Source organism: Lysinibacillus sp. NPDC093712 (assembly GCF_050280025.1).
In the GTDB taxonomy this organism is placed as follows: Bacteria; Bacillota; Bacilli; order Bacillales_A; family Planococcaceae; genus Lysinibacillus.
The window spans coordinates 148,243-163,099 of sequence record NZ_JBNNUU010000003.1 but is presented as its reverse complement, the minus strand read 5'-3'; the positions used below and the strand labels follow the sequence as shown (position 1 = coordinate 163,099).

The 14,857-nt window shown below is 38.4% G+C and carries 15 protein-coding genes; 11 read left to right on the top strand and 4 right to left on the bottom strand.

Features of this window, described 5'->3' with window-relative positions:
- Nucleotides 1–395 precede the first annotated feature (395 nt).
- From ACQKNX_RS13460 to ACQKNX_RS13445, 4 genes are read left to right on the top strand one after another with little or no spacing between them, the layout of a single operon-like run.
- Entirely contained in the window at nt 396–1,385 is a 990-nt protein-coding gene (locus ACQKNX_RS13460) for an ABC transporter substrate-binding protein (protein ID WP_427429321.1), read from the top strand.
- A 15-nt stretch (nt 1,386–1,400) separates the two neighbouring features.
- Nucleotides 1,401–2,393 carry a FecCD family ABC transporter permease gene (locus ACQKNX_RS13455; RefSeq protein ID WP_427429320.1) on the top strand — a complete coding sequence of 331 codons (993 nt, stop codon included), beginning with the start codon at nt 1,401–1,403 and terminating at the stop codon, nt 2,391–2,393.
- On the top strand, nt 2,394–3,176 hold the full coding sequence (locus ACQKNX_RS13450) for an ABC transporter ATP-binding protein (protein WP_401020336.1): 783 nt from the start codon (nt 2,394–2,396) through the stop codon (nt 3,174–3,176).
- A gap of 11 nt (nt 3,177–3,187) precedes the next feature.
- On the top strand, nt 3,188–3,682 hold the full coding sequence (locus ACQKNX_RS13445; RefSeq protein ID WP_427429319.1) for a HugZ family protein: 495 nt from the start codon (nt 3,188–3,190) through the stop codon (nt 3,680–3,682).
- A 178-nt stretch (nt 3,683–3,860) separates the two neighbouring features.
- Here ACQKNX_RS13445 and ACQKNX_RS13440 read toward each other — a convergent pair whose 3' ends face one another.
- The 4 genes from ACQKNX_RS13440 to ACQKNX_RS13425 are packed head-to-tail and all read right to left on the bottom strand — an operon-like array spanning nt 3,861 to nt 6,344.
- Nucleotides 3,861–4,475, bottom strand: coding sequence for an ABC-2 transporter permease (locus tag ACQKNX_RS13440; protein WP_427429318.1), 615 nt, complete (start codon nt 4,473–4,475; stop codon nt 3,861–3,863).
- 19 nt (nt 4,476–4,494) lie between these two features.
- Nucleotides 4,495–5,121: an ABC-2 transporter permease gene (locus tag ACQKNX_RS13435; RefSeq protein ID WP_427429317.1), complete on the bottom strand. Its 627-nt coding sequence runs from the start codon at nt 5,119–5,121 to the stop codon at nt 4,495–4,497.
- Nucleotides 5,118–5,966 (bottom strand): ABC transporter ATP-binding protein, encoded by an 849-nt coding sequence (locus ACQKNX_RS13430; protein WP_427429316.1) that lies wholly within the window; start codon nt 5,964–5,966, stop codon nt 5,118–5,120. Before ACQKNX_RS13430 ends, ACQKNX_RS13435 begins: the two co-directional genes overlap by 4 nt.
- On the bottom strand, nt 5,967–6,344 hold the full coding sequence (locus ACQKNX_RS13425; protein ID WP_427429315.1) for a GntR family transcriptional regulator: 378 nt from the start codon (nt 6,342–6,344) through the stop codon (nt 5,967–5,969).
- Nucleotides 6,345–6,507: 163 nt separating this feature from the next.
- On the opposite strand from ACQKNX_RS13425, the gene ACQKNX_RS13420 reads away from it, so the two are divergent.
- From ACQKNX_RS13420 to ACQKNX_RS13390, 7 genes are all read left to right on the top strand, one after another.
- Nucleotides 6,508–6,771 carry a YlmC/YmxH family sporulation protein gene (locus ACQKNX_RS13420; protein WP_173477709.1) on the top strand — a complete coding sequence of 88 codons (264 nt, stop codon included), beginning with the start codon at nt 6,508–6,510 and terminating at the stop codon, nt 6,769–6,771.
- A gap of 9 nt (nt 6,772–6,780) precedes the next feature.
- Complete coding sequence (locus ACQKNX_RS13415; protein WP_401009434.1) at nt 6,781–7,560, top strand: dipicolinate synthase; 780 nt, start codon at nt 6,781–6,783, stop codon at nt 7,558–7,560.
- Nucleotides 7,554–8,144, top strand: coding sequence for a dipicolinate synthase subunit B (locus tag ACQKNX_RS13410; RefSeq protein ID WP_340825777.1), 591 nt, complete (start codon nt 7,554–7,556; stop codon nt 8,142–8,144). The genes ACQKNX_RS13415 and ACQKNX_RS13410 overlap by 7 nt, the downstream gene beginning before the upstream one ends.
- Before the next feature lie 82 nt (nt 8,145–8,226).
- Nucleotides 8,227–9,264, top strand: coding sequence for an aspartate-semialdehyde dehydrogenase (locus ACQKNX_RS13405; protein ID WP_427429314.1), 1,038 nt, complete (start codon nt 8,227–8,229; stop codon nt 9,262–9,264).
- A gap of 13 nt (nt 9,265–9,277) precedes the next feature.
- The gene (gene dapA, locus ACQKNX_RS13400; RefSeq protein WP_427429313.1) at nt 9,278–10,177 is read left to right on the top strand and encodes a 4-hydroxy-tetrahydrodipicolinate synthase; all 900 of its coding nucleotides are present in this window, start codon (nt 9,278–9,280) and stop codon (nt 10,175–10,177) included.
- 370 nt (nt 10,178–10,547) lie between these two features.
- Nucleotides 10,548–12,215: a ribonuclease J gene (locus ACQKNX_RS13395; protein WP_173477704.1), complete on the top strand. Its 1,668-nt coding sequence runs from the start codon at nt 10,548–10,550 to the stop codon at nt 12,213–12,215.
- A gap of 309 nt (nt 12,216–12,524) precedes the next feature.
- Complete coding sequence (locus tag ACQKNX_RS13390) at nt 12,525–14,819, top strand: DNA translocase FtsK (protein WP_427429312.1); 2,295 nt, start codon at nt 12,525–12,527, stop codon at nt 14,817–14,819.
- The last annotated feature ends 38 nt before the right edge of the window (nt 14,820–14,857 follow it).

The window sequence follows — 14,857 nt, the reverse complement described above, 5'->3', positions numbered from 1 at the left end:
CGCGCGACAGCGAGGGTTGCGGCTTACACGGTGCCCGCGGAAAGCGGAGTGGATTTTACCGATTTAGGAGCCGATATTATGCTAAGTGCCAGGCACCCAAACAATTTTTATGCTAGCTAGACTCCTGCGCGGAAAGTGTCGTCACTCGGAGCGAATCACCTTAATTTAATTCCTTGTTTCCAGTCTCTAGCGAGGTATTCAACAATTCAATCGTTAAATGCCTCGCTTTTTCATTTAGTTATTGGTTCACATGCTACTACTGGAGGATGCAATATAAGCTATGCATATTTTTCAATTGGAGAAGATATTATCAATTAGACATTGCTATTATCAATGAAGTCTGATATTATGAATGACATTGAATATCATTATCAACTAGTAGGGAGATAGAAAATATGAAAAAGTGGGTTTGGGTTAGTATTTTAGTAATAGTATGTGCATTAGCAGGATGTGCGAAGCAAGAAGAAAAAGGTGTAGAAAAAGAAACAGATAAACCAGAACAAGAAGTAGCAACAGATGTAAAAGAAGATGCATCAGAAGCATTTGAAGACGGCGTAGATGAAGAAGCATTTCAAAAAGCTTTAGCAAGTTTCCCAGCAGAGGTGCCTGACAAGATCGTCACTACATCTGTCCCGTTAACAGAGATGCTTAACCTATTAGGTATTACACCAGTGGGAGTTCCAACATCGACAAATCCACTTCCTAAAGATTTTGAGGCAATTACGAAAATTGGCTCACCGATGGCACCGGATTTAGAAGTAATTTCAAGTTTACAAACAGGTTTAATTATTGGGGCATCAGCTCTTCAAAGTTCGTTGGATCAAGCACTAACAGGAATGAATATTCCAACAGCATATTTACCGACAGAGTCATATGACGATTTAAAATTAAGTTTCAAAGTGCTTGGTACATACTTTGGAAAAGAAGATAAAATGAATGAAGTGCTACAAAGTATTGTAGCGAAGGAAAATGAACTAGAAACACAGGGGAAAGGCAAGGAACTTCCATCTGTAATGCTAGTAATTGGTACATCTGATTCATTCATGGTTATGAGCGAAAAATCATATTTAGGTAGTTTAGTTGAACGTTTAGGTGCAGATAATATTGCACAATCAGTGTTAAAAGCAGAATCAACATATTCACCAATGAACTTAGAAGATATTGTAGTAGCTGATCCGGATATGATTTTCGTATTAGCATCAGGTGATCATGGAGCGAATGAAGATAAATTTAAGCAAGAAATTGAGAAAAACAGTGCATGGACGCAATTGTCAGCTTATAAAAATGACAAAATCTATATGCTTGATTATAGTACATTTGGTGTGACTTCTATTGCCAATGTAGAAACAGCACTTACAACAATTGCAGATTATTTCTACAAGTAAGAATGAGGTTTAACTATGATTAGTACAACGAGAAGTCGCATAATCGTAATCGTTACCTTTGTGCTGACATTAATAGCAGCGATTGTTGCCATTGGACTTGGAAGTGTCCATATTACAATTCCAGAAATACTATCAACGATATTAAATGGCCGGACAAATGAAGGTGTGTATACAACGATAATTTGGGATATTCGACTGCCACGTGTGTTACTAGCATTGATTATTGGCGCAAATATTGCAATTTCAGGTGCGCTATTGCAGGCAGTGATGGGAAATCCATTAGCTGACCCAGGATTGACAGGTGTAACAAGTGGTGCTGCCGCTTTTGTGTTAATTATTATGTTAGCGAATCCGGAATTCACAAGCTACATTCCGATAGCAGCATTTGTGGGAGGCTTACTTGCGGCAACAATTGTTTACGCATTAGCTTGGCGCCGTTCAGGTATTTCACCAATTACCATTATTTTGTCAGGTGTTGCTGTCAATGCATTAGGTGGCGGAATAATTGGTTTCCTATCCATCATGTATAGTGATCGTCTTCCGTCTGCTGTGCAATGGTTAAATGGTAGCCTTGCAGCGAAGGGAAATGCTTCGCTACATATGATTTATCCTTACGCAATTATCGGTTGGATTATATCAATCTTTGCTATCCGAAAGGCGAATATTATTCGCCTAGGAGATCAAGTTGCAGTGAACCTCGGCGAAAATGTAACACGTATCCGTATTATGTTATCAATTTTAGCTGTATTTTTAGCGGCTATCTCAGTAGCGGCAATTGGTATGATTGGTTTTGTCGGCTTAATCGTTCCCCATATGGCGCGCATGCTTGTAGGCTCAGACTATAAGTACATGTTACCGATGAGTATGGCAATGGGCGCTATAGTATTACTTATTGCAGATACAGGTGGTCGGACATTATTTGCGCCACTAGATATTCCAGCAGGGATTATTATGGCTGTTATTGGTGGACCTTATTTCTTATATTTAATGCGAAAGAAGGCGTTTTAATTGTTAAAAATTGAACAGCTATCTGTCCGTTATGAGCAAAAAGAAGTTGTCCATAATTTTTCATTTGATGTCAACAAAGGAGAGGTACTATCCATTATCGGGCCGAATGGCTCTGGAAAGTCTACTATACTAAAGGCCATTGCACGTATGCAGCCTTACAGTGGTGGGACAATTACCTTCGATGGCGAAAATATACGTCGACTTTCGTCTAAAGAAATTGCACAGAAAATGTGTATTCTTAGTCAGCGAAATCAAGCACCAGCAGATATTTCAGTTCGAAATTTAGTCGCTTATGGTCGCTATCCACATAAAAAATGGTTTGAACGTTTAAATGCTGAAGATGAAGAAATCATTGATTGGGCATTAGAGAGAACGCAGTTAATGCATTATCGAGATCAACCAATTGCGGCGTTATCTGGTGGAGAATCGCAACGCGCATGGATTGCGATGGCATTGACACAACGACCACAAATTTTATTATTGGATGAGCCTACGACTTATTTAGATATTGCCCATCAACATGAAGTACTGGAATTAGTACGAGAGCTTAATCGTGAAATGGGGATGACCGTTGTTATGGTACTTCATGATCTAAATCAAGCATCTAGTTATAGCGACCAAATTGTCGTTGTAAAGGATGGATACCGAGCACAAATTGGTACGCCAGAAGATGTGATGACAGAAGAAATGATTCAGCAAATTTATCGGATGGAAGCGGAAATTCAATATGTATCATGGGATTCCGCTCCACGAATTCAATTAAAAAGTACTGTGAAGGCATAGGAGGAATTAGGATGCAAAAAGAAATGAACATGGACCAAATTAAACAGGATTATGAAGCGTTTATACAAGGTAAAAAAAGTTGTGTTCTTAGTCTTGTAGATGCAGAAGGTAAGCCGTTCAGCAGTACTACACCATTTGTGCGACTAAACGGGAAATTTTATGTTTATATTAGTCGGATTGCTGAGCATTTTAAACTAATGGAGCAGTCTCAATTTGTAGATTTAATATGTGTAGCAGACGAGGCAGTAACAGCTAACCCGTTTGCGACAGAGCGTGCACGTTGGCAATGTACACCAACTTTATTAGGTAATGAAGGCTATGAGGAAGTGTTTGCATTATTCGATGAAGTGCATAATGCGAAAATGATGCAATTATTGCGCACACTTGATTTTTCACTATTTGAGCTAACACCTTTAGAAGGTCGTTACGTTGTCGGTTTCGGTAAAGCGTTTGATATTGATGTAACTACTGACACTTTAAAACATGTAGTAATTGATAAAAAATAGCATAAACGTGAGCGTTTGATTTTCGCTCCGACTGGACGCTTAAGCAACGCCCGGCGGAAAGCGAGCAACCCGCAACAGAAAATTAGTCTTCACCTTGTATTTACAAAGCAAGCCCCATCATGGTTTATTTCATGGTGGGGCTTGTCCTATTTATTGATCAGTAGGATTGTTGTTAGCATTAATAGATCTCTTTAGCTCTATACAGCACATGGCATTTTCGAAAAACGACAATACTGATGATTACGCTAATTACTGTTGGTATTAAAATAACTGACATATTGACAGCTACCATTGATAAATAATAATGAATTGGAAAATTAATAGAAAAAATAAGTAATACAAAAACGATCATTCTAAAGGAACGCATCCCTTTCGTCTCCTCTATATGGTGTGTATAAAATTGCGTACAAACAAGCAAAATAGCACAGCTAATATTTGCGAAATAAATAGCGATATGCTCGAAGCTATTGCTATGTTCGTAAAACGGTGAAAAATAAATAGGAGCAGATGTGATAAAAAGTAGTGCAATTAAGCCGTAACAGTAAAGATAATCCGCTTGTAACTGTGTCTTTTTGGTTAAAGGAAGACTATTCACAAACAGTTCCCACTTCACTTTATGATCTTGCGTATACATGCTTTCGACTATTGTCGTAGAAAAAATTAACGCAAATATGACGATAGAAGAGTCATTGAAAAAATGTAAGTTTATGAAAGTAATGGACAAACTAATTATAAGCAACAAAAATATATACCATTTTTGCATGGACAATCTATGCCATAATAAAGCTTTCATAGTGCATGTAACCTCCCTCCTAAAATTCCTTACGTTTATAGATTGCTGTTGAAATAAGAGAAGATAACCATAAAATAAAAAGTCCGATAAAAGGTGCGAGATAGCTCAAATGTTGTAGTTTAGAAGCAACTAGCAAAATATTCGCAAAGTACGCATCTAACAAACCGATAATCAAGCCTGGAATAAAGCATAGGACAATAAGAACGAATCTCCCTTTTATAGAGCCGAATTTTATATAGATTGGTAATAATAAAGCAAGCATACATAATGCTGCTGCAGTAATAAGGTTAAATGAAAGGAAATAGTTAGCTGTTTCCCAATTGTTGGTGAAGTGATTAATTATAAAAATAATAGGTAACGCAATAATCAATGCGATAAACATTAGAAAAAGGCTGAGCATGTATTTACTAAGGACAATTTCGCTCTTTGAAATGGGTAAAGTATTGGCATATTTATCAAAATCACATAGTTCATCATAAGTAATAGCAGTGACTGCTTGAATAATTAGGATAAATAAAATAAAAGGAAAAATAAAATATCCTTGTTCAAACACAATGGATATAAAAAGAATGGGTAAAAGATAAAGGACTTGTGTCTTTAATTGCCGTTGAATGGTCATTAAATCTTTCACTAGAAGAGCAGTCATAATGGAACACTACCTTTCACGTAAAATAGCATGATATCCTCAATAGTAGGCCTTTCAACGGTAAATGCTTCACTTATTTCATTTTTTAGAACAAGTACCTCAAGCCCGAAAGCGCCATTACGTTTGCGAATAATGGCTTGCTCTGGTAAATCGCTTACTTCCTCTTTGTTTCCTTTGAAAATACCGTAGTCATACAGTAAGACATCCTTGCTTTCACTAAATAAAATTTCACCATTATGAATAAATGTAATATAGTCGGCTATCTTTTCTAGATCACTCGTTATATGTGATGAAAATAAAATGCTATGTGTCTCGTCCTGCATAAAATCTAAAAACAAGTCGAGAATTTCATCACGTATAATTGGATCTAGTCCACTTGTCGGTTCATCTAAAATCAATAATTTTGGATGATGTGACAACGCTAATGCAATTGATAGCTTCATCCTCATTCCTCGAGATAATTCTTTTACCTTTTTTCGCTTAGGTACTTTAAATTGTGCCAATCGCTCAAAATAATAGGTAGAATCCCATGTTTTAAATACCTTTTTCATAAATTTGTCGAGCTGCGTCGCATTAAGCGTTTCAGGTACGTGCAGCTCGTCGAAAACGACACCGATGTCGTTTTTTATCGCAAGCTCATGTTCGACAATATCTTTGCCGAATAGCAAAATTTCGCCATATTCTTTTTTCAATAAATTGAGCATGCATTTAATAGTAGTTGATTTCCCTGCACCGTTCTCACCAACAAAGCCCATAACAGTTCCTTGTGGTACTGAAAAACTAATATCTTTTAATGAAAAGCCTTCAAAGATTTTGTGTAAATCATGAATTTCTATGGTATTCATTTAGTTGTCCTCCTCAACAATTAACGAAAGTAAGTCTGCTATTTCCTCTTTTGTAATACCTGCAGTTTTCGCTGTTCTTACGGCTTTTTGCAGATGCTCCTCTACTTGACGCAATAATTCCTCACGGAGAAAGTCTTGGTTGCGTTCAGTGACAAAGCTACCCTTGCCAGCTACGGTTTCAATAAAGCCATCTCGCTCTAAATCTGCATAAGCTCGTTTTGTTGTCATTACGCTAATTTTGAGATCCTTTGCGAGTGCACGAATAGAGGGGAGTGCATCGCCAGCATGTAATTTATTTGCTAAAATCGCCTCTTTTAGCTGTACAGTAATTTGCTCGTAAATTGGTTTATCACTCGCATTGCTTAAATGGATATGCACAAATTTTCACCTCTCATTATTAATGAACTGTATATACAAACTGTATATACACACTATACACAGTTCAGCCTAAAGTTGCAACATTGAAGTACTTTCAATATGGGGCACGATTTGCAAAAACTCGGCATATATTGGGTTAACGGCTCAAGGAGGGAGATGAGGCATGCTATTATCTGAAATGGTGGATAAAGAGTTAATTCAGGTTGAAGGTGGTGTACATTTTGGCATACTGGCACACACAGAATGCCTATTAGATGTGCAGACAGGTAAGATACATGGCTTTGAGATTATTAAAGAAAAATTACCATTCCAAAAGAAGAAAGTGAAAGTTAGTGAAATGATTCCATGGCATGAAATTATATTAATTGGGGAAGATCGTATTTTATTTAACAAAACAACGACGGTACAGTCCGAATTTTTACAGTGAGGTGAGCTTTTGGAAAACGAAAAATGGCTGGTGATCGGCGAGGACTCAAGGTTAAAAGAATTAGCAACGATGCTGCGAAGCCCTTCACGTACAGTATTCTATAAAAGAACTTCAGTTTGGAATGAGGAGTTAAATAAACTTGTTTTAGAGTTCCAGCCCAATAAAATTATTCTACCTATACTTCCATTGAAGATAGAAGTAGAACAATTATATGGCATATCACAAGTTAAGTTTTATACTGGGCGATTGACAATGCATTGGAAGCAGTTGCTTGAAAAAAATGAAACAAATTGCTATTTACAGCAAGAGTCATTTATTTGGCAAAATGCGAGGTTAACAGCGGAGGGATTTATCGCCACGTTCTACGGACTCGAGCAGAAATGTATTTACGGACAAAACTTTACAATCGCAGGCTTTGGACGCATCGCCAAAATGCTCGCATCTTTACTCGTAAAGATGGGTGCTAACGTGCATATTGTTGCGCGTTCAGTGGTACAAGTGAGTGAAGCGAAAGCGTATGGCTATAAAGCGTCTGATTTAGATGATCGAAAATGGTCGATACATGATGGGATTTTCATCAATACGATTCCTGCCAAATGGATTACAGAATCGTTTCAGGACCATGTGCCTGCTGTGCTATATGATTTAGCTTCAGAGCCAGGCTGTTTAGATATTGATGCTGACCAGTTACAGACATATGTACTATTGCCATCATTACCTGGGAAATACTTTGCACATGATGCGGCAGAAATTTTGTGCAAGGCAATAGAGGAGGAAGAAAATTGCTGACGGGTAAACGAATTGGTTTAGGCATTACGGCTTCACATTGCACGTATGAGGATGTTGTACCCAAAATTCAAAACTTTATCAATGCAGGGGCTACTGTTATCCCGATCATTACCCACTCTGTATTACACGCTGCTACACGTTTCGGTACAGGAGAAGAATGGATTGCAAAAATAGAGGAATTGACAGGACAAAAAGTTATTTCTTCTATAAAAGAAGCAGAACCATTTGGACCTTCCAATCCATTGGATGCAATGGTTATAGCTCCAATGACCGGTAATAGTATTAGTAAATTTGCCAATGCAGCGACAGATAGCCCTGTGCTGATGGCGGCAAAGGCAACATTGCGCAACGGTTCGCCTGTCGTGCTAGGCATATCCACAAATGATGCACTTGGCCTAAACGGCATGAATATTATGAAACTGCTCAATTCAAAAAACATCTACTTTATTCCATTCGGTCAAGATTCACCCCACGGAAAACCGAATTCATTAATTGCAGATTTCAATCAAATGGTCGAGACGGTTGATGCAGCAATTACGCAGAAAACGCAATTACAACCACTGTTGATACAATATTTCAAATAAATCATTAATTGCACACAATTTTCAGTATTTTTATGATACAATAGCACACATTATGGAACTTGTATTCAAGGAGAGATGACAGATGACTAAGCAGTTAACAGTTGCAGTTGTAGGGGCAACAGGAGCAGTAGGTTCAAAAATAATGGAGCAGCTAATTAAACGAAAATTTCCAATCGGACATATTAAATTTTTAGCTTCTGCACGTTCTGCAGGAAAACCAATCGAATTTAATGGTAAGACATATACAATTGAAGAAGCGACACCAGAAGCTTTTGAAGGCGTCAATGTCGCTTTATTCTCTGCGGGTGGTTCTGTATCGGCAGTGCTTGCGCCTGAAGCGGCAAAACGCGGGGCGGTAGTTATTGACAATACGAGCCATTTCCGTATGGATCCAGAGGTACCGTTAGTTGTACCTGAAGTGAATCGCGGCGATCTTGCTAAACATAAGGGGATTATCGCAAATCCAAACTGCTCTACAATTCAGATGGTTGCAGCACTTGAACCAATCCGTGCAACATTTGGCTTAACGAAGGTATTAGTATCAACATACCAAGCAGTTTCTGGTGCAGGTATTTCAGCAATTGAAGAATTAAAAGCACAAAGCGCAAACTGGGATGCAGGTAAAGATGTAGAAGCGAATATTTTACCAAGTGGTGGCGACAAACGCCATTTCCCAATTGCTCGTAATGTCATTCCACAAATCGATAAATTTACAGACAATGGCTTTACATACGAAGAAATGAAAATGATTAATGAAACGAAGAAAATTATGCATGCACCAGAGCTAAACGTAGCTGCTACTTGCGTACGTGTACCTGTCGTTTCAGGACATTCTGAATCTGTTTATATAGAAGTAGAAAAAGATACGACAGTTGAGGGGATTTTTGAAGTATTACGTCATGCACCTGGAATTGTATTACAAGATGATATCGCAACACAAACTTACCCAATGCCAATTTACGCAGAGGGGGAAGATGCTACTTTTGTAGGACGTATCCGTCAAGACTTAGACAATAAAAAGGGATTCCATCTCTGGATCGTATCAGATAATTTATTAAAAGGCGCTGCATTGAACTCTATCCAAATTGCTGAAGCAATGCTTGAGGATAACTTACTATAAGAGGGGTGTAAGGATGAATTTAGGTCGAATTGGAACGGCAATGATAACGCCGTTTAAGGAAGATGGTACGATTAATTATCCGGAATTAGAACGTATTATTGATTACTTAATAGATAATGGTACTGATTGCATTGTTGCATGTGGCACAACCTCTGAAAACCCAACTATGACCACAGAAGAAAAAATTGAAGTAGTAAGATTTACAGTAGAGAAAGTCGCAGGCCGTGTACCAGTTATTGCGGGAACAGGGGATAACGAAACGGCTTATTCTATCGCCATGACGCATAAGGCTGAAGAAAATGGTGCAGATGGTATTATGTTAGTAGCACCTTATTATAATAAACCAAACCAACGAGGTATTTACGCGCACTTTGAAACTATTGCAAAAGAAACTAGGCTGCCTGTAATGCTTTATAATGTACCGGGACGTACAGGTGTGAACGTGGCATATGAGACGTCTGTTGATTTAAGTAAAATTCCTAATATCTCTTGGATTAAAGAGGCGAGCGGGAATTTAGATCAAATGGGCGATATTATTGAAAACGTTGAAGCTGATGATAATTTCTTTGTATATAGTGGAGATGACGGATTAACATTACCGTTGCTTGCAATAGGGGGCGCGGGAGTAATTTCAGTTGCATCGCATGTCGTTGGAAATGATATGCAGTTAATGATCCGAATGTTTGAAGAAGGAAATCACAAGCAAGCTGCGAAAATTCACAGAGCATTATTACCATTAGTACGTGCATTGTTTGCCCAACCGAATCCTTCACCAGTAAAATACGCAATGACTAAATTAGGCTTTGATACATTAAATGTTCGTCTACCAATGGTAGAAATGACGGATGAAGAAAAAGCAAACTTTGATTTAGTATGGGAAACATACCAAGAAAAAGCGAAAAGCTTTAGATAGTAATAGATGATACTATAGACAAACTCAGCAATAAGAGTTTGTCTATAGTTTTTTTAACATTGCGGTGCCAGGCACTCAAACAATTTCTCTGCGATTTGCTGAGGTGTCAGGCACTCAAACAATTTAATGATAAGCTAAGTAAAAATCCACGAAGACTCCTGCGGGACCAGCACAGAACGTAAGACGCAACAAACCGCGCGCACGCGAGGGTTGCGGCTTACACTGTGCCCGCGGAAAGCGGAGTGGATTTTTACGCCATAGGGGTTAAAATAATCGCATTACCTATATTTTTAATTTGTGCAAAAGCTTTGCAAACCGTATAATGAAAATAAGTGGTTGCTGTTCGGGATATTTTTTAGGAGGAAACAAATTGACAAAAAAGAAAAATGAACTAATTCGCATCATTCCACTAGGTGGCGTGGGCGAAATTGGAAAAGCAATGTGCGTAGTAGAAATTGACGAAGAGCTATTTGTAGTAGATAGCGGTTTAATGTTCCCAGAAGACGAGATGCTGGGAATTGACATCGTAATTCCTGATATTACGTATTTAGAAGAAAACAAAGAGCGTGTTAAGGGGATTTTCTTAACACATGGTCACGAGGATGCTATTGGTTCAATCGCTTATATTTTACAAAAAGTGAAGGCACCAGTGTACGGATCAAAATTAACTATTGCGCTCGCAAAGGAACATTTAAAGGAATTACCTGCACCACATCAGGTGAAATTCTTTGAAGTAACAAATCGAAGCCGTATGAATTTCAACTCTACGTATGTGACATTCTTCCATACAACACATAGTATTCCCGATTCATTAGGGGTTGTGTTCCATACTTCTGAAGGAGCGATTGTTCATACAGGGGAGTTTAAATTCGATCAATCTGCGACAGGTAAGTTCAAGCCAGATTTAGCAAAAATGGCGCAATTAGGTGAAGAAGGCGTATTTATATTACTTTCTGAGTCTTGTGAAGCAGAGCGACCAGGCTATACGACATCTGAAATTGTGATTGAGGAGCAACTATCAAAAACTTTCCATTCAGCACCAGGTCGTATTTTAGTAGCTGTATACGCATCTAACTTCATTCGTATTCAGCAAGTATTAACGCAAGCTCAAAAATCATTCCGTAAAGTGGCGATTGTAGGGAAACCTCTAGAAAAGGCTGTTGATTTAGGTGTACAGTTAGGTTATTTAACGGTTGAAGAAGATACTATTATTCCTATCTCAGAGATACAAAAATATCAAGAAGAAGAAATTATTATTATTGCAACAGGTAATAGAGGAGAACCGTTAGACGCGCTGGAAAAAATCGTTCGTAAACATCACCGAGATATTAAAATTAAACAAAATGATACAGTACTCATTACGTTTACTCCGTCTCCAGGTATGGAAGTACAAATGGCTAACACGATGAACTCCATTGCAAAAGCAGGAGCTGAAATTTTGACATCGAGCAAAAATGTCCATGTTTCAGGCCACGGCAGCCAAGAAGATTTAAAGCTAATGCTGAATTTAATGCAGCCGAAATACTTTATTCCTGTTCAAGGTGAATATCGTATGCTTATTGCTCACTCTAAACTAGCTCAACAGTTGGGTATGCAAAAATCACAAATTTTCATCGCCGATAAAGGTGATATAGTAGAATATAAAAACGGTAAAATGCGTATGAGCGGTCGAGTACAAGCCGGCAATGTATTAATTGACGGTATTGGTGTAGGTGATGTTGGAAACATTGTTTTACGTGATCGTAAATTACTATCTCAGGATGGTATATTCATTGTTGTTGTCACATTAAACCGAGCACAAAAGAAAATCGCATCAGGTCCCGAAATCTTATCGCGTGGTTTTGTCTATGTACGTGAATCAGAGCAACTGATGGTGGAAGCATCTGAAATTGCGAAAAACGTCATTGAAAAATACGTTGGAAAAGATACATTTGAATGGACAAACATTAAACAAGAGATTCGAGATACATTGAATACTTATTTATTCCAAAAAACGAAGCGCCGCCCAATGATTATCCCAATCATTATGGAATATTAAAATTTAAAACGACTATCTTTATGCAAGTTGCTACTAACGTGACATTTCGTAGCGTTGCCGATTGAATTTTTAAAAGGTTTGCTGAATGTCTTATAAGAAAATGCGACATTGCTTAAGCAAGCAACCGTTGAAAAATGGACTTGCTCTTTAGCGAGTGTTGTATTTTAGAGCAAGGTAAGAAAAGTAGCGAAGAAGAAAGGATTTTCTAGCCGATAAAAACGGTAGAAAATCCTTTTTTTGAAATAATCGGGTTCTACATGATATTATTCGCTACATATATAGAATGGATTGCAAAAGAAGGTGAAAAAGATGGCAAGTAGTAAAAGAAGAAAAACAACAAAAGCAAAACCAACATCTGACAAAAAAGAAATGCATCCACTTATGTACGAAATTTTAGGGCTCATCTTAATCGCAATTGCGGTCATTATGATTTTTGAATATGGCATGATTGGACGTATTTTACAATCAATTGCCATGTTTCTTTTAGGGAATTTACATTTTGCAGTGCCATTTATGCTGATATTTGTTGCATTGCTATTAATGATTGGGCAGAAAAAAGTAAGCATGAAAGACCGACTTATTTTAGGGATGTTTTTAATTGTGATGAGCTTGACTATTTTTAGTCATGGGATTTTATTTGAGCAATTATCAAAATCAGGTGGATTATTATCTGAATCGGTTCTGAGAGAGTCGTGGCGAATATTAATTAATTCGGAGGGTGTGATTCATCGCAGTGATGCACTTGGCGGCGGGATGGTAGGCGCCTTATTATTTAGTGGCCTCCACGTATTATTTGAAGCGACAGGAGCGAAAGTGGTTGCTTGGGTTATTTTCTTTATCGGTTTAATTTTAGTGACGGGCAAAGCACTCGTTCCGTATTTAGCTGAAAAAATGCCTGTACTTTTTGGGAAATGGCAAAAAAAACAGCGAGAAAAGAAAAAAAATGCCCCAAAGAAAGCAAAAAGTCGTCGTTCAAGAGCAGAAAGTACGGCAGACGAAGTTGCAGCTGTTGATCATGCCCATGAAGTACATGAGGAAGAGGAAGTTTCTCATGAGCCAATTATCTCAGCCTTTACACAAAATGTATCACATGAACGAGAAGAGTCACTCCCAATCGCTGAGAATATGGAAATTGAAGAAGGAGAGCTTATTGATGATGTCCACATTGGAAGTGCAGATGCTTTAGAAAATGCAGATTATCAGCTTCCCTTATTCAATCTTTTGCAAATGCCTCCACAGCATGACCAAAGCGGTGAATATTCCGTAATTCAGGCAAATGCGAAAAAGTTAGAGCAAACTTTGCAAAGTTTCGGGGTAAAGGCTAAAGTGACGCAAGTCCATTTAGGGCCTGCTGTTACGAAATATGAAATATTGCCAGATATCGGCGTAAAAGTAAGTAAAATTGTTAACCTTCAGGATGACCTAGCTTTAGCACTTGCAGCGAAAGATATCCGTATGGAGGCACCGATTCCTGGCAAATCGGCAATTGGGATAGAAGTTCCTAATAGTGAGGTAGCAATCGTGACATTGCGAGAAGTGCTGGAATCAAAAGATGGAGCGAAGCCAGATTCGTTGTTACAAGTAGCGCTAGGTCGTGATATTACTGGACAAGCCGTGCTAGCAGAGCTTAATAAAATGCCGCACTTACTTGTAGCGGGTTCAACGGGCAGCGGGAAAAGTGTGTGTATAAATGGCATTGTGGTATCCATACTAATGCGAACAAAGCCACATGAAGTCAAGCTTATGATGATTGACCCTAAAATGGTGGAATTGAATGTCTATAATGGAATTCCTCATTTGTTAGCACCGGTTGTAACCGATGCTCGAAAGGCGTCACAAGCACTTAAAAAGGTAGTATCGGAAATGGAACGACGCTATGATTTATTTTCACATACGGGTACTCGAAATATTGAAGGCTATAATGGTCATGTACAAAAAGTAAATGACCAAACAGAGGAAAAGCATCCGAAGTTGCCGTATATTGTAGTGATTGTCGATGAGTTAGCAGATTTAATGATGGTAGCCTCCAATGACGTCGAGGATTCCATTACGCGTTTGGCGCAGATGGCTCGTGCGGCGGGTATTCATTTAATATTAGCGACTCAAAGACCAAGTGTAGACGTTTTAACGGGTGTTATTAAGGCGAATATCCCTTCACGAATAGCATTTGCAGTGTCATCAGCTATTGATTCGAGAACGATTTTAGATATGGGCGGGGCAGAGCGTTTGCTTGGCCGTGGCGATATGTTATTTTTACCTGCTGGTGCTTCTAAACCTAAACGAGTGCAAGGTGCTTTTTTATCTGATCAGGAAGTTGAAGCGGTTGTGAATTTTGTTATAGAACAACAAAAAGCACAGTACCAAGAAGAGATGATTCCGAGTGAAGAAGAGACAGTTTTAGAAGAAACGGATGAATTATTTGATGAGGCAGTCCAATTAGTTGTTAATATGCAGACAGCTTCGGTGTCCATGTTACAACGTCGTTTCCGTATTGGCTATTCTCGTGCTGCTCGCATAGTCGATCAGATGGAACAACGCGGTATTGTCGGGCCTCCAGAGGGCAGTAAGCCACGACAAGTGCTTATTCATCAGTATGATAATTGATTCCTTAAAAAGGAAAAACAATCATTTTTTTCAGTATT